Origin of the sequence: Intrasporangium sp. (assembly GCF_035280925.1) — a bacterium.
In the GTDB taxonomy this organism is placed as follows: Bacteria; Actinomycetota; Actinomycetes; order Actinomycetales; family Dermatophilaceae; genus Intrasporangium.
Window position 1 is genome coordinate 63,982 of sequence record NZ_DATEEY010000078.1, and the last position, 23,520, is coordinate 87,501.

Here is a 23,520-nt window from a genome sequence, read left to right on the forward strand (position 1 = left end):
GGCTCAGCGGCGCACAAAGGTGTTGGTCAGGGAGCCGATGCCGTCGATGTCGACGGTGACCTGCTGGCCCGGCTCGACGAGGCCGACGCCGGCCGGCGTCCCGGTGAGGATGACGTCGCCGGGCAGGAGGGTGAAGGCGGCGGAGGCGTACTCGATGATGCTCGCGACCCCGTGCACCATGTCGGCCGTGGTGCCGTCCTGCTTGACCGCTCCATCGAGAGTCGTCGTGATCCGAAGGTCGCCCGGGTCGAGCTCGGTCTCGATCCACGGCCCCAGCGGGCAGCTCGTGTCGAAGCCCTTGGCCCGCGCCCACTGCCCGTCAGTGCGCTGCCAGTCGCGCGCCGTGACGTCGTTGGCGATGGTGTACCCGTAGATGCACTCGGCGGCCTTCTCGGCCGCGACTCCCTTGGTGATGGTCTTGATGACGACTGCCAGCTCGCCCTCGTAGGAGACCTCGGCGCTGCCACTCGGCAGGACGACGGGGTCGAACGGCCCGACGACCGCGGTGTTGGGCTTGAAGAAGAGCATCGGCTGCTCCGGCGGTGCCTCCCCGCCCATCTCCTTGACGTGGTCGGCGTAGTTCCGCCCGACCGCGACGACCTTGGAGCGCGGGATGACGGGGGCGAGCAGACGGACGTCCTCGAGCAGGACCGGCCCAGCCCCCGACGGTTGCAGCCCGACGTAGAGCGGGTCGCCCTTGAGCGGTGTGATGACCTCCTGGCCCGGGTCGCCCTGGACGATGCCGTATGCCGGGTCGTCCCCGGTCGTGTACCTCGCGATGCGCACGCGGTCAGCCTAACGACCCAGCAGCGACCTGCTCCCGTATGCCGCTGGGCCGACTCCGCGCTCGCGCCGCGGTTGCCCGTGTGGCCGGGCCACGCCGAGCGAATCTCGGGGTTTCCCGGATTGTCGGCCGCTCATGGGCGATCCTTGTCTTCGCGGGGCCGGTTTCGTGGAGGGTCCGGCCCCGCCATCTACCCTGCTGTGGTGAGAATCCTGGCCGAGGACGAGTGGCGGGCGCTGACCGCAGCCCACGAGGCGCGCGTCGACACCGTCACCGCCGGCCACCGGGCGCGCCGCCTGGCCGGGGCCAAGCACCCCGTCGAGGACTTCCTCTTCACGTACTACGGCTGGACCCCGGGCCGACTCGGACGCTGGCACCCGGGCGCCGGGGTCGGGCTGGCGCCGGCCAGGGCCACCCCCCACATCGGGTGGCGGTTCTACCGGAGGCACGGCGACGTCGTGTCGGTCGACGTTGCCGCCTTCCTCGAGGCGCGGGGAGACACCATGCATTTCGTCCGGGAACTGGTCGCTCGAACCGCCGGTCGCGCGGGTCGGTTCGGCTGCTTCGGGCTCCATGAGTGGGCCATGGTGTACCGCCTCCCACAGGCCGACGTGCGGCATTCGGCCTGGCCGCTGCGGCTCGGACGAGACGGTACCGACGCCGTCGTCGAGGCGAACCAGGTCGCGTGCTCGCACTTCGACGCGTACCGGTTCTTCACGCCCGACGCGGTCCCGCGCAATGCGCTGCGGCCCACCCGAGCCAGCCAGGCGGCATACGAGCAACCGGGGTGCCTGCACGCCGGGATGGATCTGTACAAGTGGTCGATGAAGCTGTCCCCCGCCATCGGCAGCGATCTCGCCATCGACGCGTTCGACCTCGCGCGCGAGATCCGGGAGCTCGACATGCGGGCGTCGCCGTACGACCTGCGCGCCCTCGGCTACGAGCCGGTGCGGATCGAGACACCGGAGGGCAAGGCGCAGTACGTCGAGGGACAGCGTCGCTTCAGCGAGCGAAGCCAGGCCCTGCGCGCCCGGCTCCTCGCGACCATCGACGGGCTGCTGGCGGCCTCGCCTGGTCGGACCCGTTGATCGAGTGAACACGTTCTGGGCCGCCCGCCTTCTGCATGGACGTATGCCCGATCGTCACGACGACGTCTGCCGGGCCCCGCAGGGACGTCCTTGCCCTCAGTGGCGTTGCCCGCGCACCATGAGCTGACGCCCCTCGTCCGGAGCAGGGGCAGATGTGTCTCTGGGGAAATGCGCAGTGGAGTCGGCCGCGCGCGGCGGCGCGAGACGGGTTCCGACGACGGAGCCCGAGCGTCCCTCGCCGCCCTCTTCGACCTGTACCACGTGCAGCTCGTGGGCACGGCCCGGTTCCTTCTCGACGACAGCGAGGCCGCCGGGGACGTCGTCATGGAAGCGTTCCTGTCGCTCCACCGGCACTGGGCCTCGCTCCACAACCCCAACGAGGCTCATCGGTACCTGCGCTCCAGCGTCGTCAACGGGTCGCAGAGCCACCTGCGGAGGCGAGTCGCCCGGCGGCAGCACGAAGGGCTGGACTCCGCAGATCGGGCCAGTTCCGCGGAGCTCGCGACCGCAGCGGCTGAGCGCAACACGCTCGTCGAGGCCTTTCGTGGGCTGCCGTCCCGCCAGCGGGAGGTGCTCGTGCTGAGCCACTACCTCGGGATGCGCGAGGTCGAGATCGCCCAAGAGCTCGGGATCGGGACCGGCTCGGTCAAGCAGCACGGCTCCAGGGGACTCGCTGCCCTGGCGCATGGTGGAGCTGACCGCCGGAATGTCGACGATGATGTCGCGGGCCTGCTCACCGCCGCCTTCACGGCAGAGGCGGAATCGATGGGCATCGACAGCCGAGCCACCTGGAACCGGCTGGAGCAAGAGCTGTCCGAGCGTGAGCGTCGGCGATCGCCGGGCCGGCGGTTCGCGGCCGTGGCGATCCTGGCTGTCGCAGCCCTGGTCGCATGGGCGGCCGCAGGCCCGAACGATGCGATGCGGGCGGTTTCGGTGCCGTCGCCGCGGCCGACAACCGAGACGGCCCCTCAGGCTGTCACCTGGCCCTTCCTTCTGGACCTGCGAACCCTGGCGATGTCACCGCTGCCCGGCCAGCTGGTGCCCGAGTACCCGCTGATCCCGGCCTATGGCGTCTCCCCTGACGGGACGCAGGTCGCCGTCGTCAAGTGCGACGTGGGCTGGATGGGTTGCGACGGGAACCCATGGATCGTCGTGGGCCGTCTCGAGGATCTGGCGGTTCACCACCTGCCGGTCCCGAACGCTCAGCTGACCGATGTCATCACCTGGTCCCCGGACGGCACCAAGATCGTCGTGGGGGCAACCGATGGATCCGCCTACGCGGTCGGTGAGCTCTACGTGATCGACGTCGCCACTGGCCGAACCCGTCAGATCACCGACATCCCGCTGGACCATGCCTGGTGGTGGTCGCTGCAGACCACCTTCACCCGCGACGGCGGCTCGGTCTTGTACGACCTCCCCCGCAGCGGCGACGAATGGGTTGGCTGGGACATCTGGTCCGCGCCGCTGACCGCCACTGGGTCGGCGAAGGGAACCCTGTTCCTCCGGGACGCGAAGGGCCCCAAGGCCATCCCGGGCACAGCATCGGTCGCCTACCTCACACCCCTGGTGGGGTCCTCGGAGGGGTCGGCGATCGGCATCGTTGACGGCTCCGGATCCCGGCGCATGGTGGTCACGGCCAAGACGGGAATCAGGACGCTCGTGCCGTCGCCGGATGGGCGCTCGATCGCTTACGACGACGACCTTGGCGCATGGGTCGTCGACGTCGCGACCGGCGCAGCGCGTCAAGTGTCGCCGTCGGGCACACCGGTCGGCTGGCGGGACCAGAACACCCTGCTCGTCGTCCCCTGAGCCCATCCGAACGTGCCGTATTGCGTTACCCGCCTGACCGTCCGGAAGCCGGCCGGAGGATCGGGCTGTCAGGGGCGCGGAGCAACTCCCTGCCGGATGAGGCCGTAAGCCAGTCCGTCGGTGAGCGCCCGCCACGATGCGGCCAGGATGGACCCGGCCACGCCGATCGTGTCCCACGACGTCTCGCCGTCCGACGTCTCGATGAGGACGCGGGTCACGGCGTCCGTCCCGTGCGAGGCGTCGAGGATGCGGACCTTGTAGTCGATCAGCTCGAGCTTCTCGATCTCGGGGTAGGCCTTGGCGAGCGCCTCCCGGAGCGCGTGGTCCAGGGCGTTCACCGGGCCGTTGCCCTCGCCGGTTGCGAGGTGCCGGGCGCCGTCGGCGTGGAGCTTGACCGTCGCCTCCGAGACCGCGTCGCCGGTGGCCGTGGAGTCGGTCATGACGCGCCACGACTCCACCGAGAAGTACCTAGCGCAACCGGGCTCCAGGGCTTGGCGGACCATGAGCTCGACCGTCGCGTCGGCCGCATCGAAGGTCCAGCCGCGCTGCTCGAGGTCCTTCACCCGCGCCAGGACGTCGACGACGATGTCCGGGCGGCCCGACAGGTCGAGCCCGGCCTCCTTGGCCTTGAGCTCGATGCTGGCGCGCCCGGCCATGTCGGACACGAGGGTGCGCATCCCGTTGCCAACCAGCTCGGGCTCCATGTGCTGGTAGAGAGCCGGGTCCACCTTGAGCGCGCTCGCATGCAGGCCGGCCTTGTGCGCGAAGGCGCTCGCGCCGACGTAGGGTTGCCGGCTGTAGGCCGGGACGTTGGTCACCTCGCTGATCGCGTGGGCCACATGCATCGCCCTGCGGAACGAGTCCCGAGCCATGACGTCGAGGCCCAGCTTGAACTCGAGGTTCGCCGCCACGGTGACGAGATCGGCATTTCCGGTCCGTTCGCCGTAGCCGTTGACGGTTCCCTGGACGTGGGTCGCTCCCGCCCGCACGGCCGCAATGGAGTTGGCGACCGCGCAGCCGGTGTCGTTGTGGCAGTGCGCGCCGACGCGAGCGCCGGTCTCGGCGATGACGTCCGCCACGACCTCCTCGATGACGTGAGGCAGCATGCCGCCGTTGGTGTCACAGAGCACGATGACCTCCGCCCCCGCCTCGTGGGCCGCGCCGACCACTGCGAGCGCGTACCCGCGGTCGAGGTGCCAGCCATCGAAGAAGTGCTCCGCGTCGAGGAAGACCCGCTTGCCCGCGGCGACGAGGTGACTCACCGTGTCGCGCACCATCTCGAGGTTCTCCTCGAGCGTGGTCCGGAGCGCCTCCTCGACGTGTCGCACGTGGGACTTCGCGACGAGACACACGACGGACGTGCGCGCATCGAGCAGTGCGGCGACAAGCGGGTCCTCGGCGGCCGAGGACCCCGCCCGTCGCGTTGCCCCGAAGGCGGCCAGCGTCGCATGACGCAGGTGGAGCTCGGTCCGGGCGCGCTCGAAGAACTCAGTGTCCTTCGGGTTCGCGCCCGGCCAGCCGCCCTCGATGAAGTCGACCCCGAGGTCGTCGAGCAGCCCGGCAATGGCCAGCTTGTCCGACACCGACAGGTTCAGCCCTTCCTGCTGGGCGCCGTCGCGCAGGGTGGTGTCGTAGACGTGCAGCGCTTCCATGACCGTCATTGTCCTCGTGCTTCTCGCTGGGTCCGGTGTGACGTTCCGCTCCCCGGTCTCATTCATCCGTATGCCGCTGGGCCTGGTGTGCTTCGCGGCTTTCCTCGACGTGTGGTCGGGGAAACAAAAAGACCCCCCGGGTAGGGAGGTCTGCGCGACGAGGGTCTCTCGTCGCGCTAGGTGATAATGAGCGTGCTGGTGGCCAGCCTGAGGTGCGTCACAGGGTCATCGTGGCAGCCCGGTCCGATGCCCGAAACCGATGGTCCGCATCGTGGACCCTGATCGTCGGAGATGCCATGAAGCTTCGGGAGATGGCAGCGGTTGAGCTCGCCTATCAGTCGCAGGAAACGGGTCGACTACGGCATTGGGGGCCAGTTCTACGGCATGGATGGCTCCCTGGAGGGCCCGCGACACACCGGGACCCTGGCCCTGAGGAACATCGCCACGAACCGGCCCGACAATGTCAACACACCAACGCTGCGGGCTGCTCGCACTGACGATGGCGCAGAGCTGTGGGTCGAGCTCGATGGCATCGCGCGGCTCCACGGCGAGACGCGCGTATTGGTCGCGTCCGTGAAGCTCCGGACGGGTGGCGAGCGGTATGCGCGGGCCAACACCTTCTTGGGGGTGCTCGAAGGACGCTCCAGAGCGACGGCACGGCGGCAGGACGCATCTACGAATGCCTGCCCGGGCCCGCGTCACAACACTCCGTCCCCATTGGGCCGGCGACGACCCGCTCGGGAGGGCTGATCGGCATGGTGGCCGCCCCGGTTATGACCTCGACTGTCTCGGGGCTTTTGACCTTGAGCCGGTCGCGCCGACCAAGCACGTACGTCCCGAGGGCCGCCTTGACCACCAGCCCTTCGATCCCGGCTGGGCGTACCCCCCGCACTGAAGCCCTCGCCGAGCGCTCATCCTTCGTGGTGACGTACCGACCCGCAGCGGCTGCTTGGACGGACGCTCGTCGGAGGAACTTGAAGGCGGGAGCTCTAGGCATAGGCGGCGCAAGAACTAAGTGTGTTCCGGGCGGGCGAAGAGCTGGCGGCGACCGACGACATCGCGAGCCCCGTGTCCACATCCCCGCAGGGCAACCAAGCCGAGGCGCGCCGCGACTGACGTCGCGGACCGGATGGGTTCAGGGCAGGGTCATGAACTGGCCGAGGAACGTGCGAGCGGCCGGAGTGTCGAGGCGGTAGCTCCACAGTCCCGTCTCGCAGTCGAAGCCGGCGTTGAGGTGACGGGTGATTGACCCGACGATCTCACGTCCGTCCACGGTGATGATGTTGGGACCGCCAGAGTCGCCGAAACACGCGCCTCCGTTCTTCTGTTGCATCACCATGAACCCCGGTTGCAGTGTTTGAAACTCGACCACCGTCGCGCGGACCTCGTTGGCGAAGGTGAACTGGCGAGGCCGCTCCACCGCGATTGCCCCGGATCCGATGAGCAGAACTGGGTCGTGCGGCTCGAGCTGGCCCGACTTCTGGAGGGACACCAGCTGGTCCAGTGTCGGGAGGTTCATCGGGCTGAGATCCATCAGCGGTTCAGTCAGTTCGATGACCCCGACGTCGCGGGCGTCGCTACTCACTCCCGTGGTGGTGTTCAAGCGGGCGACACCATGCACAACGACGGAGGTATCGCTGATGGAGTGGTCGAAGGTCACGTCGGCCACCGCTCCGTCAGGGATGCCGAAGATCGGGAAGCAGTGGTTGGCCGTTATGAACACCCTCGGGGTGGCGAGGAACCCGCTGCATCGCGCCTGCAGGTGTCCCTCGCTGTCCCACTGCACCAGCGAACCGACACTCGCGTGCTGGCTGTCGACCGTGCCGTTGACGATGGCGTTGGCGGGAGCGACTCCGAGACCACCAACCGCGACGAGTGCAACCACAACCATCAGCCGCAGCATCCGGGCTGAGGCAACACCGTGCAACGCAGTGCCGAAGGCCGAACGGGCGGCCTGTTGAGGTGATGTCATGGCTAGCCTCGGATCCTCGTCGTCGTCATGCAGGCCGCTCGCCCAATCAACCGTGCGGTGCGATCGCGCATATGCCTCACGCGGGGATCCGAGTATCCGGGGACCGCGCGAATGCCCTTCTGCGTCGGTCGCCCGACGATCATGACACGACCGCACGCCGCGTCGACGGGTTATCGACGGACTGCCCAGCACACGCAGCTTCATGAGCGCCGCGAGCCATGTTGGGCTCAGTCCTTGAGAATCTTGCTCTCGTACAGATTCGGCTTCGCGAGCGCGGTCTCCATGCTCACGAGCTGTTCCTCGCTGGCAGGCAGGTCGAACACCTCGGAGATGAACCGCGTGAGCTCGGGCCAGTAGTCATGGAACCAGACCCTCCATCAAGCTCATGGCGGCTCAACGTGCCACCGCGAGACGATTCCCAACCTCGCCGATGCCGACCGCAGAGGCCGTTCAACCGAAGTCCCCCGGCGTATCCTCGAACGAGCACTGGATGCTCCGGTGTGAATGGGGCACATCGTGAACCCGCGGAGTCAGCCATCAAGGAGCACGATACGGGCGTTGTGGCTGTGGCCGGTCGCGGTCCTGGTCGGCTTTCCGATTGGTGGGCTGTTCGCCGACTTGGCCATGGATGGCGTCGACTCGGTGGGGGCAGCCCTGGTGGAGGGCGTGATCGCGGGGGTCATCGTCGGAGTTGCGGAGTGGTTCGCCCTGCGGCGATGGGTCTCGTGGCTATGGATCCCAGGGACCGGCGTGGGATTGGCCGTTGGCCTCACGGCAGGCGCGGCCCTCGTCGACTATGGGATTAGCCGAGGCGATCTGCTGCTCATGGGAGCCGTAACCGGGCTCTGCGTAGGGGTGTTGCAGGCGCTGGTGCTGATGCAGGCGGGAAATCGCCCCGCCGAGGCGGTCTGGTGGGTGGTTGCGAACCCCATTGGGTGGGCTCTTGCGTGGTTCGTGAGCTCGTACGTCATTGCGCGAAACGTCGGCGAGCGTTGGCCCGTGTTCGGTGCGAGCGGATGCGTCGTTTTCGGCCTGCTGACCTGGCCGCTTCTCGCGGCGTTGTTCAACCGGGCGTCCGAGAGTCACGGGCCAGCGGGTGATGTCGCGCGATGAGTGTCGAACGCGTTGCGGGTGGCCTGCTGATCGTGCTGCCGATTGCGTTCAACGTCTGCTTCGCACTTCTCGCGCGAATGTTCGACTACCCCGACATTCTGCGACGCCCCACCTCGGAGGTGCTTGACCGCTTCCGGGCCGGCGGAACACCTCTCCTGCTTCTCTGGTGGAGCTTCGCGCTGACCGCCGTCTTGCTTGCGCCCGCCGCTGTCCTGCTCTCATCCGCGCTCGAGGGTGGCGACTCAGGCCTCGTCGCGCTGGCGGCAACCACTGGGGTGATGGCAGCAGTCGTGCAGTTCCTGGGCCTGATTCGGTGGCCCTTCCTGGTTCCCTACCTGGCGCGCGCCGACGTTGAGCCAGACGCCAGCCCAGCCCGTCGGGAGTCCATCGACGTTGTCTTCCAGTCGTTCAACCGCTACCTCGGCGTGGCAGTGGGCGAACACCTCGGCTATCTGCTCACCGGCGCGTGGAGCGTCTTGACCGGCGTCGCCCTGATCCAGGCCGCGAACACACCGTCGTGGTCGGGTGTTGCCGGCATCGTGATCGGCGCCCTGCTCATGATCTGCTCGCTGGAGTTCGTCGGCGCCTTCGAGCGGGAAGGCTGGAAGCTGGCGGGGGTCATGACCCCCATCACGTATGTCGCTTGGTCCCTCTGGCTGATCGTCGTCGGCGTCGCACTTCTTCTGTAGTGGCCGTCGGCTCCTCGCACGGACTCCTCACGCATCGCCTGACGCCAGGCATGACCACCTGCACCAGGGGCCCGACGACAAACCGGGACGACGTGCCCGAGCCAGGTCCGTCGACATGCGCTGGAGCTACGCTCGGAAGGAGGCTCCCGCTGTCGAGGCCCACCAGCGGGCCCTACGAACGGACCCGACCGGCCCGGATTACCGCGAGGGATTGTCGGTCACGCCGCTCATCGCCTACTTCGCGGCCGCCCTCGCCAGCGTCACCGCGGGCACGATCCACACCGTTCCCGACCGGCTGGTAGGCAAGGTGCTCGGCTCGTCACCAACGAGCGGGGCCCAGCCCAGCGGCATACGACCTCGCAGCGGTGACGAGCGCCTCGAAGAGGCGTGGATCCGTCCCCTGCTCGGGGTGCCACTGAACCGCGAGCCGGAAGGGAGACGAAGGATCCTCCATCGCCTCCAGCGTCCCGTCGGGTGCCCACGCGGAAGGGACGTAGCCGGGATGGGTGGCGACCGACTGGTGGTGGTGACTCGGCACGTCGTCCACCCGCGCGCCCAGGAGCTGGGCGATCCGCGTTCCCGGCACGGTGTCCACCGGGTGGCTGCCGTACCTCGCCGGAGCCGGCGAGTGGTCGTCGTGGCCGACGCGCTCGGGGAGGTGCTGCTCGAGCGTTCCACCCGCAGCAACGGCCATGACCTGCATGCCCCGGCAGATGCCGAGCACCGGCACGTCGACCTGCGCGGTCACCTCGGCGATGGCCAGCTCGGTCGCGTCCCGGTCCGGCCGCAAGACCTTGACCGAGGGATGCCGTTCTGCTTCGTAGAGCTCAGGTGCGACGTCCGCTCCACCCGCGATGATGACACCGTCGAGCCGCGCCAGCAGGGTCCGCACCAACCGGTGGTCGTCGTCGGCCGAGTCGAGACGCGGGGGGATCACGATGGCGATCGCACCGGCCTCCTCCACCTGGCGCACGTACGAGTGCGGAAGGAGAGCCGAGGGCACGTCGCGCCATTGCCCACGGCTGGCCGGCTCCAGATACGAGGTGATCCCGATGATCGGCGTCTCCGACACCGCGTCCTCCCTTCAGCCCGTCAGATCAATGGCTCCTGGCCCGGCAGCTCAGCAACCGCTCGAGTGTCACGGCGACGCCGTCCTCGTCGTTGGACGGGCAGATCCGGTCGGCGACGGCGCGAACGTCCTCGTGCGCGTTGGCCACCGCCCACCCGACGCCAGCCCATCGGATCATCGGCACGTCGTTGGGCATGTCGCCGAAGGCCCAGACGTCGTCGACGCCGATCCCGCGGCCGGCCGACCATTGCTCGAGTGCAACCGCTTTCGTGACGCCGGCGGCATTGATCTCGGCCAGTCCACCAGCACCGGAGTACGCGACCTGGGCGCGGTCGCCGACCACCTCGGCCACACGTCGCAGGAACTCCTCCTCCCTCATGGTCGCCGACTTCGCGAGGAGCTTGCCGACCGCCTCCTCGTCGAGGTCGTCGATCGGCGCCTCGACGGCGTCCTGCGGGACGACGTGCCCCGGATCGTGCGGGAACAGCGTCTCGAACCACAGGCCGCTGCCTCGCTCGGCGGCGAACGTCACATCCGGCACGGCGCGCCTCAGGTCCTCGACGATGGCCCGCACCACGGTGTGCTCGAACCCGGTGCTGCTGATGACCTCGCGCGCTGCGACGTCGTAGACGAACGCGCCGTTTCCGCAGATGGCGATGCCGTGCCCGCCCACCGCCGCCGCCAGCTCATCGAGCCAGCGAGGTGGTCTGGCGGTGACGAAGACGACCTCGATGCCGGCCTCCTCGGTGGCACCGAGCACAGCGCCGGCCCGACGGGAGAGCGTCCCGTCGGATCGGAGCAGCGTGCCGTCGAGGTCGGTGGCGATCAGACGAGGCGTGTCATCCACCCGTGTGAGTCCTCGACCCGGCCGTACTGGATGTCGAGCAGCCGTGCTCGAATCGCCGTGGCCACCTTGTCCTCGTGCCCGTCATGACGGTGGTCGACCGAGCCGCCGTCCCAGCGCAGCTCGCCGACCGGTGTGATGACGGCAGCGGTGCCGCAGGCGAAGATCTCGACGATGTCACCGGCTGCCGCGCCCTCCTTCCACTCGTCGATCGGGATGCGCCGCTCCTCGGGCTCGAGGTCGAGCTCCTTGGCCAGCTCGAGGATCGACATCCGCGTGACTCCCTCGAGGATCGTGCCGGTCAGCTCCGGCGTGACGATCTTCCCGTCCTTGGTGACGAAGAAGAGGTTCATCCCGCCGAGCTCCTCGATGTAGGTGTGGGTCGAGGAGTCGAGGAAGACCGCTTGGTCACAGCCGTGATCGGCGCCCTCGAGCTGCCCGGCGAGCGACGAGGCGTAGTTCCCACCGCACTTCGCGGCGCCGGTGCCGCCGGCACCGGCCCGAGCGTAGGACGTGGAGATCCACAGGGTGACGGGCTTGACGCCACTGATGAAGTACGAGCCGGCCGGCGAGGCAATGACCGTGTAGGTCACCTGCTGGGCCGGGCGCACGCCGAGGAATGCCTCGGAGGCGAACATGAACGGACGCAGGTAGAGGCTCTTCTCCCCCTCTGCCCCGGGCACCCACTCCTGGTCGATGGTGACGAGCTGTCGCAGCGACTCGAGGAAGTCGGCCTCAGGCAGCTCGGGAAGCGCGAGGCGCCGCGCCGACCGGGCGAACCGCGCCGCGTTGGCCTCGGGCCGGAAGGTCCAGATGGAGCCGTCCGCATGCCGGTAGGCCTTCATCCCCTCGAAGATCTCCTGCGCGTAGTGGAGCACGGCTGCAGCGGGGTCGAGCTGGAACGGACCGTAGGGCTGGACTCGAGCACCCGTCCACCCCGCTTCGCCGGACCAGTCGATGACGACCATGTGATCCGTGAAGGTCTTGCCGAAGCCGGGGTTCTCGAGCACCTGCGCGATTCGCTCGGACGGGGTGGCGTCCTCGCGACGGGTGACCTCGAACGACATCTGGGTCATGGCTAAACCTCCGTAACGGCAATCTGCGGTGATCCATTGCAGGCTAGCGCCCACATGCTGAGACGGCGAAGGCAGCCAGTCGCAGCGCCGTCCGCGGGACGGGCTCAGTGGGGCTGGTTCAGAGGCGCGATGCGATCGAGTCGCCGACATGCGAGGTGGACCGCACCGCGCGGCCTCGCTCAGCGAGGTCAGCCGCGACGGCAGCCTCGACGCGGCTGGCGTCGTCGTCCCGCCCGAGGTGTCCGAGGAGCAGGGCGACGGACAGGATCGCTGCGGTGGGGTCGGCCTTGCCCTGCCCGGCGATGTCGGGCGCGGAGCCGTGAACCGGCTCGAACATGCTCGGCGTCGTGCGAGCGGGATTGATGTTGCCCGATGCAGCGAGCCCGATACCGCCCGAGATGGCGGCTGCGATGTCGGTGATGATGTCGCCGAAGAGATTGTCGGTGACGATGACGTCGAAGCGGCCGGGGTCGGTCGCCATGAAGATCGTGGCCGCGTCCACGTGCTGGTAGGCGGTCTCGACCTCGGGGAACTCGGCGGCCACCTCCTCGACGGCGCGGCGCCACAGGTGGCCGGCGTGGGTCAGCACGTTGTGCTTGTGCACGAGAGTGAGGTGCCGGCGCGGACGGGCCTGTGCGCGGGCGAACGCGTCGCGAACCACGCGCTCGACGCCGAACCGGGTGTTGACGCTCACCTCGGTGGCGATCTCCTGCGGCGTCCCGACCCGCAGCGCGCCGCCGTTTCCAAGGTACGGCCCCTCCGTGCCCTCCCGGACGACGACGAAGTCGATCCCGTCGGGCGCAACCCGGGCGACGTCGAGCGGGCTCGCGACGCCGGGGAAGAGCTTCGCCGGGCGCAGGTTGACGTAGTGGTCGAGGGCGAACCGGATGGGCAGCAGCACGCCGCGCTCCAGCACCCCGCTCGGGACGGTCGGGTCACCGATGGCGCCGAGCAGGATCGCGTCGTGACCGCGCAGCTCCTCGAGCACCGAGTCAGGCAGCAGCTCGCCGGTCGCGTGCCAGCGCCTGGCCCCCAGGTCATAGTCGGTCGTGGAGAACTTCGCCCCGCTGGCCGCCGTCGCCGCGTCGAGGACCTTGAGGCCCTCCCCGACCACCTCGGGACCGATGCCGTCACCGCCGACGACGGCAATCGAGTAGTCCTGCTTCTGGCCTCCCGTACGCTGCTCCACCATGATCCCAGCGTAGGGATCGTCTTGTGGTGTGGATCCCATGTCTCAGGTCCTGACATGGCGAAGGCCCTCGCCCCACGAACGGGAGAGGGCCTTCAGCGTGGACGACTCGGCTCAGTCGTCGGTGTGGCCCTGGTCGCGCAGGTCCATCGACTCCTGCAGCGCGCGACGGGCGGCCTTGGCATCTTCGCTCATTGCACTCATTCCTTCATTGCATGTCACGGTGGGTGGTTTCAGGGCTCGAGCCCTGGTGGGCAAGCCGTCAGCCTGGAGGGAACGCGGGATCTCCGCGACGAGGTAGCTGACTACTGAAACTCGCCGCGGCTGGCAATGAGGAGTACGAGCTGCCGCGTCATGACATTCACGTTACGCCGGGTCACCCAGCGGTAAAGGGGGTTTCCAGAAGATGAGACGGCAGGGCCAGGATGTGGCCTGCGAATCTCAATGCCGTATGCCGCTGGGCGGGGACGGCGCGAGACGCGCGGTCAGAGCCCAGCGGCATACGGAAGGTGCTTGTCAGCCTTGCAGATTGACTACGGTGAAGGTCTTGGCGTCGACGGTGGCGGCGATCTCGCCGGCGAGCTGCGGCGAGACCGCGCTGTCGACGTTGAGCACGCCGATCGCCCGGTCCGCCTGACGGGAGACCTGCATGCCGCCGATGTTCACGTCGGCGTCGCCGAGCAGCTTGCCGACCGCGCCGATGATGCCGGGGCGATCGGAGTACTCGAAGACGAGCATGTGGTCGGACAACGGGACCTCGAGGTCGTAGCCGTTGATGCCGACGAGCTTCTCGACCATCTTCGGACCGGTGAGCGTGCCCGAGACGCTGACGATCGTTCCATCGGCCAGGGTCCCACGCAGCGTGGTGATGTTGCGGAAGTCGCCGGCGTCGGGCTCCGTCAGCAACCGCACCTGACAGTCGCGCTGCTCCGCGAGGATGGGCGCGTTGACGTAGGTCACCGGGTCCTCGACAACGTCGGTGAACAGACCCTTGAGGGCGACAAGCTTCCACACGCTGACGTCGTGCTCGGTGATCTCACCGCGCACGTCGACGTCGAGCTGGGCCGGCACGGCGCCGGCGACGGCGGTGAAGATCCGGCCGAGCCTCTCGACGAGCGGGATACCCGGGCGGACCTCCTCGGCGATGTAGCCCGAGGACACGTTGACGGCATCCGGCACCAGCTCGCCCGAGAGCGCGAGGCGCACGGACCGGGCGACGGAGACGCCCGCCTTCTCCTGGGCCTCCTCGGTGGAGGCACCGAGGTGCGGCGTGACCACGACGGACTCGTGATCGAAGAGCGGGGACTCCGTGGTCGGCTCGGTGGCGAAGACGTCGACGCCGGCACCGGCGACCCGGCCCTCCGCGATGGCCCGCGCGAGAGCGGCCTCGTCGACGATGCCGCCGCGGGCCGCGTTGATGACACGGACCGTGGGCTTCACCTTCGACAGCGCGTCCTCGCCGATGAGGCCCACGGTCTCGGGCGTCTTGGGCAGGTGGATCGTGATGAAGTCGGACTGGGCCAGCAGCTCGTCGAGGCCGACGAGCTGGGCGCCGACCAGCCCGGCCTTCGCGGGCGAGGCGTAGGGGTCGTAGGCGATCACCTTCATGCCGAAGCCCTTGAGACGCTCGGCGACCAGGGCACCGATGCGGCCGAGACCGACCACGCCGACGGTCTTGTCGAGCAGCTCGACGCCGGAGTACTTGCTCCGCTTCCAGGCGCCACCCTTGAGCGCCTGGTTGGCGGGAGCGATGTTGCGGGCCGTGGCCAGCAGGAGGGCGATGGCCAGCTCCGCGGCCGACGTGATGTTGGACGTTGGAGCGTTGACCACCATGACGCCGGCCCGGGTTGCGGCCTGCACGTCGACGTTGTCCAGGCCGACACCGGCACGCGCGATGACCTTGAGACGCCTGGCGGCTGCGATCGCCTCCCCGTCCATCTTCGTCGCCGAGCGGATCAGCACCGCATCCACGTCCGTGAGCGCCGGAAGGAGCTCCTCGCGGTTGGCTCCGTCGCAGGTGCGCACCTCGAAGTCCGGACCGAGCGCCTCGATCGTGGCGGGGGAGAGCTCTTCGGCGATGAGGACAACGGCCTTGGTCACAGGGGATCCTTTCGGGCGGGTGCACGGCCCGGGTAGGACGCGGGCCAGTCAACGGCACCGCGATGTGCCGCCCAAAGTGTAGGCGCAGGTGACGGGCCGGGTCATCACGTCCCACCACCATGTGAACGGATCGGTGCCCAGGAGACCGGTATCACGCACTGGACCCCGCGTCCCGAATGGCGGGACCGCCAGTGGTGAGCGATCGTCCGGGCGGCGGCCCAGCGGCATACGATCCATGCCGCGCGCTGGCGCCCCCCGCCATCGAGTGGACACGGATGTGTGGTCCGGACACGCCATCGCCGCCCGCCCACGCTTGGTTGACTGACACGCATGGTTGCGCAGGAGGATGGCACGCACTGGGTGCTGCCTATCGCGCTGGAGGAGCAGGAGAGCTCTCGTGCCGGTCAGGTTTTCGTCGACGTTCTGGGCGAGGGCGAGCTGAGTTATGGCGCCGCGTCCCGTCAGGCCCGCGAGCTCGCCGGGCACCTGGCCCGACTGGGTGTCGAACCAGGTGATCGAGTCGCGGTGCTGCTCCCCAGCGGGCTTGACTTCATCCGGTGGTGGCTCGGGCTCGGCCGCCTCGGCGCCGTCATCGTCCCGATCAACACCGCCTTGACGGGTGAGTTCCTGCTGCATCAGCTACGCGATTCCGGTGCCCGCCTCCTCGTCACTGAAGGCGCGCTCATGACGGCGGCGCGCGAGGTGGCAGACCGGGTCCCCGGTCTCCGGCTCATCGGGCCTGATGGATGGGAGGGCGCGCCCGAGTGGAAGGGCCCGTCCCCGCGGGCGTCTGACACGGCGTGCATCATGTACACGTCGGGCACCACCGGGCCTTCCAAGGGCGTCCTCATGCCGCATGCCCACTGCTACCTCTTCGGACTGGGTGGCGTCGACAGCTTGGGCGTCACCGATGCGGACCGCTACTACGTGTGCATGCCCCTCTTCCACGCCAATGGCCTGTTCATGCAGCTGGGCGCGACGATCATCGCCGGGGCCACGGCGGTCCTGCGGGTTCGCTTCAGCGCGAGCGCCTGGCTTGGCGACATCCGGGCCGCGCACTGCACGGTCACCAACCTGCTGGGCACGATGACGCAGTTCGTCCTCGCCCAGCCGGAGCAGGCAAGCGACCGGCACCACCGCCTGCGGGTCGTCTGTCCCGTGCCCAATCCCGCCGACCACGAGGCGGCGTGGCGGGAGCGCTTCGGCGTCCGCGAGGTCGTCTCGGCGTACGGCATGACCGAGGTCAACATCCCGCTGTACGGTCGCCTCGGCATCTCGCGCCCCGGCGCCGCGGGGCGCGGGCTCGACCGCTGGTTCGAGGTCGAGGTCCGTGACGCGGAGACCGACCTCCCCGTGCCCGTCGGCGAGATCGGCGAGATCATGGTCCGACCCAAGGTGCCCTTCGGCTTCATGGCTGGCTACGTCGGCCTGCCGGACAAGACCCTCGAGGCCTGGCGGAACTTCTGGTTCCACACCGGCGACTCGGGCCGGATGGATGCCGACGGCTGGATCACCTTCGTCGACCGCACCAAGGACTGCATCCGGCGTCGCGGTGAGAACATCTCGAGCTTCGAGGTCGAGATGGCTGTGAGCCGACTCGACGGCGTGGCGGAGGTGGCCGCCTTCGCCGTGCCCGCGGGGGCCGACGGCACCGAGGACGAGGTCATGCTCGCCGTCGTCCCGGCGGCTGGTCCGGCGGGTGCCGCTCTCAACGGCCCGGCGGTCGCTGAGTTCGCTGACGCCGTGCTGCCGCGCTTCGCCCGGCCTCGGTACATCGAGATCGTCGAGGCGATCCCGAAGACCCCTACGGAGAAGGTGCGCAAGAGTGAGCTGCGCCGGCGAGGAGTGACGGTCGACACCTGGGATCGCGAAGCTCGGCTCAGCTAGGTGCCCAGCAGCGCGGCGCCCAGGTCCTCCCCCGGCCGGGCACCCGGAAGTACCGCGTAGACGCCGCTGCTGATGGGCGCGGTCCAGATGTTGAGGAGGTCGGCCTCGGCCAGCCGCTGCTGGATCGGCAGGAACTGGCGGACCGGATCGGCCTGGTAGGACACGAAGACGAGTCCGGAGTTGGATCGCCGTCCCGGTGCTGGTGCGTCGTCGTAGGAGTACGGCGCACGCAGGATCCGCTCATGGGGTGAGGTGGGCATCGCCCGTCGAATGTGGGACGTCGGGTCGATGAGGGGGAACCCGAGCTGGTCCGTTGCCGCCAGGTCCGGGAGGTCCGTCTCGATCCGACCGGTGAGCGGGGCACCCGACGCCAGGCGTCGGCCGACGGCGTTCTCGCGGGCGCGCAGGTCGACCTCGTCCCAGGTGTCCAGGTTCATCGCGAGCCGGGCGACGGCCTACCGATGGTGGCCGGCTCCGATCGTGCCTTTGTCGTCGAAGCGGTCTGGCCCGGCCGCGCGCTCGTGCTCGCGAGCCGTGAGTGTGGCGCGTCGTGACTGCCACGTGCTGCTGTCCGCTGGCTTGACCACGTCGTCACGCTTCGACGGCGCGGGCCGACGGCGGGGGCGTGCCGATGGTTCTGATGGACCGCTGGGGACACGCCGTGCGTGTGGCCACCGCTGCCCTGACCCGCTCGAGCCGGAACCATCGCACGTCGCTCCTGACCCGGCACCACGCGACGAGATACCACCGGCCGCCGGCGAGGGCGAAGATCATCGGCTCGACCTCTCGGCGAGTGACCTGCCCGGTGGCGTCCTCGTAGGTGAGATTGACGGTGACCTGGTCTGCGAGGGCTCCCTCCAGGGCGGTCATGAGCCGACGCGGCGCCCCCGGACCGACGTCCACCCAGACGCGCTTGGCCAGGGCCTGCGCCCTGCTCCTCGTGGCGGGATCGACGACGTCGAGCACCTTTCGCGTGGCCGCCCGGGCGGCGTCCCCGAAGGGCGCGCCGGCTGACGCGGCGACTGCGGCACTCAGGGCGACAGCCTGTGGGGCGTTGAGGTTGACCGGCGGCAGCGACCAGCGCTCATCGAGCACGTAGCCACCGCCCGGACCGGTCCGCGCCCGCATCGGTAGGCCCTGGGCCATGAGCGAGGCGAGGTCACGCTTGATGGTCCTCGTGCTGACCTCGAACTCAGCGGCCAGACTGTGTGCGGTCCGACCGTGGCCGCCGGCACGCCGTAGGGCCTCGCCGATGGCGTGCAGTCGATCGGTCCGGTTCACGGCCTCATCATGGCACGATCAGTGCCACAAATAGTGACATGCGGCTGACCTCCGGCGGCCGTACCGTCGCCCCATGAACGACAACAGCACCGGCCGTCCGCCCATCGTGCTCGTCCCCGGGCATTGGCTCGGCGGGTGGGCGTGGGACGCCGTCGCCGGTCGGCTGGCTCGAAGCGGGCATCACGTCGAGGCCGTCACGCTGCCCGGGGCATCCTCGGGCGACGTCGCTGCGACCCTGTCCGACCAGATCGACGCCCTCGAGCAGGTCGTCTCCCGACAACCCGAGCCGCCGGTCGTGGTCGCGCACAGCGGCGCCGGTCGGCCCATCACCGGCGTGCTCGATCGCAACGCCCGGGCAATCCGCCGAGTCATCTACGTGGACAGCGGGCCGGCCGCCGATGGTTCGGTCTTCGACGAGACCATCGCCGAGGGCGTGGAGTCGATCGGCCTGCCGGCGTGGGACCAGCTGACGTCGGGTGGGGCAAGCCTCGAGGGGCTCAGCGAGCAGGACCTCGCGACCTTCCGCGAGCGCGCCGTCCCGGTGCCGGGCGCCGTGGCGCGAGAACCCCTCCGCTTGCACGACGATGCCCGCCTCACGGTGCCGACCACGATCATCGCGACGTCGCTGCCGTCCGAGGTGATGATGGGTCTGGCGCAGCAGGGGCACCCGATGTTTGCGGAGGTCACCCGCCTGACCGATCTCGAGCTGGTCGATCTGCCCACCGGGCACTGGCCGATGTGGAGCCGCCCCGACGACCTCGCGGACGCCATCCACGAGGCGGCACGCTGAGCCATCCCAAGGAGGACGGGTTGCCGTCATCGATTCCGGCTGCGGCACTGCTCGGCGGGAGTGAGCAGTGCCGCAGTCCGCGTTCGGAACCTTGGCCCCGTCGGGGCCTCCGTGCTGGCACACCACGGAGGGTGGTGGACCGCCAGACCCAGCTCAGCGGCATACGGCATGGGAGATGGTGGCCGGAAAGGGATCAGCGCGCGGCGGAGCCCTCGGTGTAGTCCTCGTCCGTCTGCTTCACCCAGGCCATCAGCTTGCGCAGGTCGCGCCCGGTCGCCTCGATCGGGTGCTGGGCACCCTTCTCGCGCAAGGCCTTGAACTCAGGGGCGCCGGCGTCCTGGTCATCGATGAACCGCTTGGCGAAGGACCCGTTCTGCACGTCCGCGAGGACGGCCTTCATGTTCTCCTTGACGTGCGGGTCGATGACGCGCGGTCCGGAGACGTAGTCACCGTACTCCGCCGTGTCGGAGACCGACCAGCGCTGCTTGGCGATGCCGCCCTCGATCATGAGGTCGACGATGAGCTTGAGCTCGTGGAGGCACTCGAAGTAAGCGACCTCGGGCTGGTATCCGGCCTCGACGAGCGTCTCGAAGCCGTACATGACCAGCTGGCTCGCCCCGCCGCAGAGGACCGCCTGCTCGCCGAAGAGGTCCGTCTCGGTCTCCTCGGTGAAGGTCGTCCCGATGCCCCCAGCGCGCAGACCACCGATCGCCTTGGCGTACGACTTCGCGAGGTCCCAGGCCGTACCGGTCGCGTCCTGCTCGACCGCGAGGAGAACCGGCACCCCACGGCCGTCGGCGAACTCGCGTCGGACGATGTGGCCGGGACCCTTCGGGGCGACCATGAGGACGTCGGCGTCCGCCTCGGGCTTGATGTAGCCGAAGCGGATGTTGAAGCCGTGTCCGAAGAGCAGCGCCGCGCCGTCCTTGAGGTTCGGCTTGATGTCGTTGGCGTACACGGTGCGCTGGACCTGGTCGGGCGTCAGGATGACGACGAGGTCGGCCTCCTTGGCCGCGTCGGCGACGCTCCGGACCGTCAGGCCCTCGGCCTCGGCCTTGGCGATGCTCTTGCTGCCCTTGGCGAGGCCGACTCGGACGTCGACGCCCGAGTCGCGCAGGTTGAGCGCGTGGGCGTGGCCCTGGCTGCCGTAGCCGATGACCGCGACCTTCCTGCCCTGGATGATGGACAGGTCGGCATCGTCGTCGTAGAACATCTCGGCCATCGTGGCCTCTCCTTTGGTTCGGTTCTGCTGTTGGTGTACAGAGATTGAGTCGTATGCCGCTGAGCTAGCTTGCGCTGCAGGCGCTCTCGGCGTGTCGCCGGGTCAGGCGCTGCGCAGGCTCCGGTCGGTGATCGAGCGGCCGCCGCGACCAACGGCCACCATGCCGGACTGGACGAGCTCCTTGACGCCGAAGGGCTCCAGCACGTCGAGGAGCGCCCGAAGCTTGTCCGAGGTGCCCGTCGCCTCGATGACGACGGCGTCGGTGGTCACGTCGACGACCCTGGCCTTGAAGAGGTGGATCGTGTCGATGACCTGGCTGCGCGTCGTCGCGTCCGCCCGGACCTTGACGAGCAGGATCTCGCGCTGGACCGAGTTCGTCGGGTCGAGCTCGACGACCTTGAGCACCTCGATGAGCTTGTTGAGCTGCTTCGTCACCTGCTCGAGGACACTTCCCTCGACATCGACGACGACCGTCATGCGCGAGATCTCCTGGATCTCCGTCGGACCGACCGCGAGCGAGTCGATGTTGAAGCCCCGACGCGAGAAGAGGGCCGCCACTCGGGTGAGGACGCCCGGCTTGTTCTCGACCAGGACGGACAGGGTGTGCTTGCTCATTCCTCACGCTCCCAGACAGGCGCCTCGTCCCGGGCGGCCAGGATCTTGTCGTTGCTCACTCCGGCGGGCACCATCGGCCACACCATCGCGTCGCGGTGGACCACGAAGTCGATGACGACAGGTCGGTCGTTGGTCTCGAGCGCCTGCCTGATGACGGCGTCCACCTCCTCGGGGGTCTCGGCCCGCAGGCCCAGGCAGCCATAGGCGTCGGCCAGCTTGACGAAGTCAGGCACGCGCTGCTGCATCGGCTGCAGGTCGGTGTTCGAGTAGCGCTCGTTGTAGAAGAGCGTCTGCCACTGCCGCACCATGCCGAGCGAGCTGTTGTTGATGATCGCGACCTTGATCGGGATGTTGTTGATGACGCAGGTGGCCAGCTCCTGGTTCGTCATCTGGAAGCACCCGTCACCGTCGATCGCCCAGACGGTGCGCTCCGGCTCCGCCACCTTGGCGCCCATGGCTGCGGGGACCGCATAGCCCATGGTGCCGAGTCCACCGGAGTTGAGCCAGGCGTTGGGTCGCTCGTACTGCACGAACTGCGCGGCCCACATCTGGTGCTGCCCGACCCCAGCGACGTAGGTGCCCTCCGGCCCGGTCAGCTCACCGATCCGCTGGATCACGTACTGGGGCGACAGGGTGCCGTCGGCGGTGTCGGTCCAGCCGAGCGGGAAGGTCTGCTTCCAGCCGATCACCTGCTCGCGCCAGTCGGTGAAGTCCCACCCCGCCGCCTCCGGCCCCGCGTTGGCCTGGTCGGCGCGGATCTGCTCGATGAGGTCACCGATGACCTCGCCGACGTCGCCGACGATCGGGACGTCCGCGACCCGGTTCTTCGAGATCTCGGCGGGGTCGATATCGGCGTGGATGACCTTGGCGTTCGGCGCGAACGTCGACAGCTGGCCGGTGACACGGTCGTCGAACCGGGCGCCGAGGGTGATGATGAGGTCGGACTTCTGCAGGCTCGTGACGGCGGCGACGGTTCCGTGCATGCCGGGCATGCCGAGGTTGAGCGGGTTGCTGTCGGGCACGGTCCCGCGGGCCATGAGTGTCGTGGTCACGGGTATCTGGGTCAGCTCGACGAGCTCGCGCAGCTTCTCGCTCGCCCTGGCCCGGACGATGCCGCCGCCGACGTAGAACACCGGCCGCCTGGCGGCTGCGATGAGGCGCGAGGCCTCCCGGATCTGCTTGCTGTGCGGCCGGGTCACCGGGCGGTAGCCGGGCAGGTCGATCTGCGGCGGCCAGCTGAACGTGGTCGTCGCCTGGAGCGCGTCCTTGCTGATGTCCACGAGCACCGGGCCGGGTCTGCCGGTGCTCGCGACGTGGAACGCCTCCGCGATCGCCTGGGCGATCTTGGCCGGGTCGGTCACGAGGTAGTTGTGCTTCGTGATCGGCATCGTGATGCCGCGGATGTCGGCCTCCTGGAAGGCGTCCGTCCCGATCGCGGCGCTCGACACCTGGCCGGTGATCGCGACGATCGGCACGGAGTCCATGTGGGCGTCCGCGATCGGCGTGACGAGGTTCGTCGCCCCCGGGCCGGAGGTCGCCATGCAGACGCCGACCTTGCCCGTGGCGGAGGCGTAGCCCTCGGCCGCGTGTCCGGCGCCCTGCTCGTGCCGGACGAGGATGTGACGGACCTTGTTGGAGTCGAGCATCGGGTCGTAGGCCGGCAGGATGGCTCCGCCCGGAATGCCGAAGACCGTGTCTGCTCCGACGGCCTCGAGCGCGAGTACGAGAGCCTGGGCACCGGTGACCTCGACGGCCGGGACGACCGGCGCGGTGCCGACTGAGGGCGCGCTCGGGGGCTCGGCGTTGGGCTTCGGGCGGGCCAGTTGGGCCACGTCCGCGGGCGAGGGAGCCTGCTTCGTGGTTTCGCTCACGGTTCTCTCCGCTGTGGTCGTCGTTGCTGAGGTGGCATCGGGGTGCACAGGAGGCGGCGCCGCCTGTGGGTGGTCACAAAAAAACCCTTCAGTCCTCTGGGGACGGAAGGGGTGCGCGCTGACCGGTGCTGCTGGTCGGCGCGCTAGGGAAGTACGAGGATCCGGGCCACGCGTCCACCGTGCTACGCCCCGTCGGGGAAGTCAATCGGCCCTGCTGCGCGTCTCAGCATGTGGTGACGTGATCTCACCAACCGTCGTGGCTCACCCCGGCCCGTCCGTCCAGCCGGGAAAGCCAGTTGCTGTGGTCCCACGGGGTTCTGGAGACTGACCCCCAGCACCGCCATGACCGGGGAGGGAACCCATGAGCAACACTCAGCTCGACATCAATGACCTGGGGCTGACGGACTACACCGTGAGGCCGCTCACCATGGCCGAGGCCCGATCCGTCTTCGAGCTCATGGCCGCCGGG

General features: G+C 69.0%; 19 protein-coding genes and 1 pseudogene. 6 read left to right on the forward strand and 14 right to left on the reverse strand.

The window, feature by feature from the left end; translation table 11 throughout:
• Positions 1–3: 3 nt before the first annotated feature.
• The gene (locus VJN29_RS08420) at positions 4–786 is read right to left on the reverse strand and encodes a fumarylacetoacetate hydrolase family protein (RefSeq protein ID WP_324143179.1); all 783 of its coding nucleotides are present in this window, start codon (positions 784–786) and stop codon (positions 4–6) included.
• Positions 787–987: 201 nt separating this feature from the next.
• Between VJN29_RS08420 and VJN29_RS08425 the strand changes: the two genes are divergently transcribed.
• Positions 988–1,872: a 3-methyladenine DNA glycosylase gene (locus VJN29_RS08425; protein ID WP_324143180.1), complete on the forward strand. Its 885-nt coding sequence runs from the start codon at positions 988–990 to the stop codon at positions 1,870–1,872.
• Between the two features lie 168 nt (positions 1,873–2,040).
• On the forward strand, positions 2,041–3,681 hold the full coding sequence (locus VJN29_RS08430; protein WP_324143181.1) for a sigma-70 family RNA polymerase sigma factor: 1,641 nt from the start codon (positions 2,041–2,043) through the stop codon (positions 3,679–3,681).
• Positions 3,682–3,749: 68 nt separating this feature from the next.
• On the opposite strand, the gene cimA is transcribed toward VJN29_RS08430, so the two are convergent.
• Together cimA and VJN29_RS08440 are read right to left on the reverse strand one after the other, a co-directional pair.
• Complete coding sequence (cimA, locus tag VJN29_RS08435) at positions 3,750–5,333, reverse strand: citramalate synthase (protein WP_324143182.1); 1,584 nt, start codon at positions 5,331–5,333, stop codon at positions 3,750–3,752.
• Positions 5,334–6,468: 1,135 nt separating this feature from the next.
• On the reverse strand, positions 6,469–7,509 hold the full coding sequence (locus VJN29_RS08440) for a trypsin-like serine protease (protein WP_324143183.1): 1,041 nt from the start codon (positions 7,507–7,509) through the stop codon (positions 6,469–6,471).
• Between the two features lie 354 nt (positions 7,510–7,863).
• Between VJN29_RS08440 and VJN29_RS08445 the strand changes: the two genes are divergently transcribed.
• Together VJN29_RS08445 and VJN29_RS08450 are read left to right on the forward strand one after the other, a co-directional pair.
• Complete coding sequence (locus VJN29_RS08445; RefSeq protein ID WP_324143184.1) at positions 7,864–8,418, forward strand: hypothetical protein; 555 nt, start codon at positions 7,864–7,866, stop codon at positions 8,416–8,418.
• Positions 8,415–9,107, forward strand: coding sequence for a DUF4386 domain-containing protein (locus VJN29_RS08450; protein WP_324143185.1), 693 nt, complete (start codon positions 8,415–8,417; stop codon positions 9,105–9,107). Before VJN29_RS08445 ends, VJN29_RS08450 begins: the two co-directional genes overlap by 4 nt.
• A 319-nt stretch (positions 9,108–9,426) precedes the next feature.
• Here VJN29_RS08450 and VJN29_RS08455 read toward each other — a convergent pair whose 3' ends face one another.
• The 6 genes from VJN29_RS08455 to serA form a co-directional block, all read right to left on the reverse strand.
• Positions 9,427–10,179, reverse strand: a complete 753-nt coding sequence (locus VJN29_RS08455; RefSeq protein ID WP_324143186.1) for a gamma-glutamyl-gamma-aminobutyrate hydrolase family protein — start codon at positions 10,177–10,179, stop codon at positions 9,427–9,429.
• Between the two features lie 25 nt (positions 10,180–10,204).
• The gene (locus VJN29_RS08460) at positions 10,205–11,023 is read right to left on the reverse strand and encodes an HAD family hydrolase (RefSeq protein ID WP_324143187.1); all 819 of its coding nucleotides are present in this window, start codon (positions 11,021–11,023) and stop codon (positions 10,205–10,207) included.
• Positions 11,002–12,096, reverse strand: a complete 1,095-nt coding sequence (locus VJN29_RS08465; RefSeq protein WP_324143188.1) for a branched-chain amino acid aminotransferase — start codon at positions 12,094–12,096, stop codon at positions 11,002–11,004. The genes VJN29_RS08460 and VJN29_RS08465 overlap by 22 nt, the downstream gene beginning before the upstream one ends.
• Positions 12,097–12,214: 118 nt before the next feature.
• Positions 12,215–13,288 (reverse strand): 3-isopropylmalate dehydrogenase, encoded by a 1,074-nt coding sequence (locus VJN29_RS08470; protein ID WP_324143189.1) that lies wholly within the window; start codon positions 13,286–13,288, stop codon positions 12,215–12,217.
• 111 nt (positions 13,289–13,399) lie between these two features.
• Positions 13,400–13,489 (reverse strand): 3-isopropylmalate dehydrogenase, encoded by a 90-nt coding sequence (locus VJN29_RS08475; RefSeq protein ID WP_324143190.1) that lies wholly within the window; start codon positions 13,487–13,489, stop codon positions 13,400–13,402.
• 312 nt (positions 13,490–13,801) lie between these two features.
• A complete protein-coding gene (gene serA, locus VJN29_RS08480) occupies positions 13,802–15,385 on the reverse strand; it encodes a phosphoglycerate dehydrogenase (RefSeq protein ID WP_324143191.1) in 1,584 nt (527 codons plus the stop codon).
• Between the two features lie 330 nt (positions 15,386–15,715).
• Here serA and VJN29_RS08485 point away from each other — a divergent pair, with 330 nt between their 5' ends.
• Positions 15,716–17,272 carry an AMP-binding protein gene (locus VJN29_RS08485; RefSeq protein WP_324143192.1) on the forward strand — a complete coding sequence of 519 codons (1,557 nt, stop codon included), beginning with the start codon at positions 15,716–15,718 and terminating at the stop codon, positions 17,270–17,272.
• Here the strand turns inward: VJN29_RS08485 and VJN29_RS08490 are convergent.
• A pseudogene (locus VJN29_RS08490) lies at positions 17,269–17,712 on the reverse strand (Dyp-type peroxidase); the annotation flags it as partial. The gene VJN29_RS08485 and the pseudogene VJN29_RS08490 overlap by 4 nt on opposite strands.
• A gap of 151 nt (positions 17,713–17,863) precedes the next feature.
• Positions 17,864–18,553, reverse strand: coding sequence for a helix-turn-helix transcriptional regulator (locus tag VJN29_RS08495; protein WP_324143193.1), 690 nt, complete (start codon positions 18,551–18,553; stop codon positions 17,864–17,866).
• 73 nt (positions 18,554–18,626) lie between these two features.
• On the opposite strand from VJN29_RS08495, the gene VJN29_RS08500 reads away from it, so the two are divergent.
• Positions 18,627–19,343: an alpha/beta hydrolase gene (locus VJN29_RS08500; protein ID WP_324143194.1), complete on the forward strand. Its 717-nt coding sequence runs from the start codon at positions 18,627–18,629 to the stop codon at positions 19,341–19,343.
• Between the two features lie 193 nt (positions 19,344–19,536).
• Here VJN29_RS08500 and ilvC read toward each other — a convergent pair whose 3' ends face one another.
• From ilvC to VJN29_RS08515, 3 genes are all read right to left on the reverse strand, one after another.
• Positions 19,537–20,565 (reverse strand): ketol-acid reductoisomerase, encoded by a 1,029-nt coding sequence (gene ilvC / locus VJN29_RS08505; protein WP_324143195.1) that lies wholly within the window; start codon positions 20,563–20,565, stop codon positions 19,537–19,539.
• Between the two features lie 102 nt (positions 20,566–20,667).
• Positions 20,668–21,180: an acetolactate synthase small subunit gene (ilvN, locus tag VJN29_RS08510; protein WP_324143196.1), complete on the reverse strand. Its 513-nt coding sequence runs from the start codon at positions 21,178–21,180 to the stop codon at positions 20,668–20,670.
• A complete protein-coding gene (locus tag VJN29_RS08515; protein ID WP_414654332.1) occupies positions 21,177–23,051 on the reverse strand; it encodes an acetolactate synthase large subunit in 1,875 nt (624 codons plus the stop codon). The genes ilvN and VJN29_RS08515 overlap by 4 nt, the downstream gene beginning before the upstream one ends.
• Between the last annotated feature and the right edge of the window lie 469 nt (positions 23,052–23,520).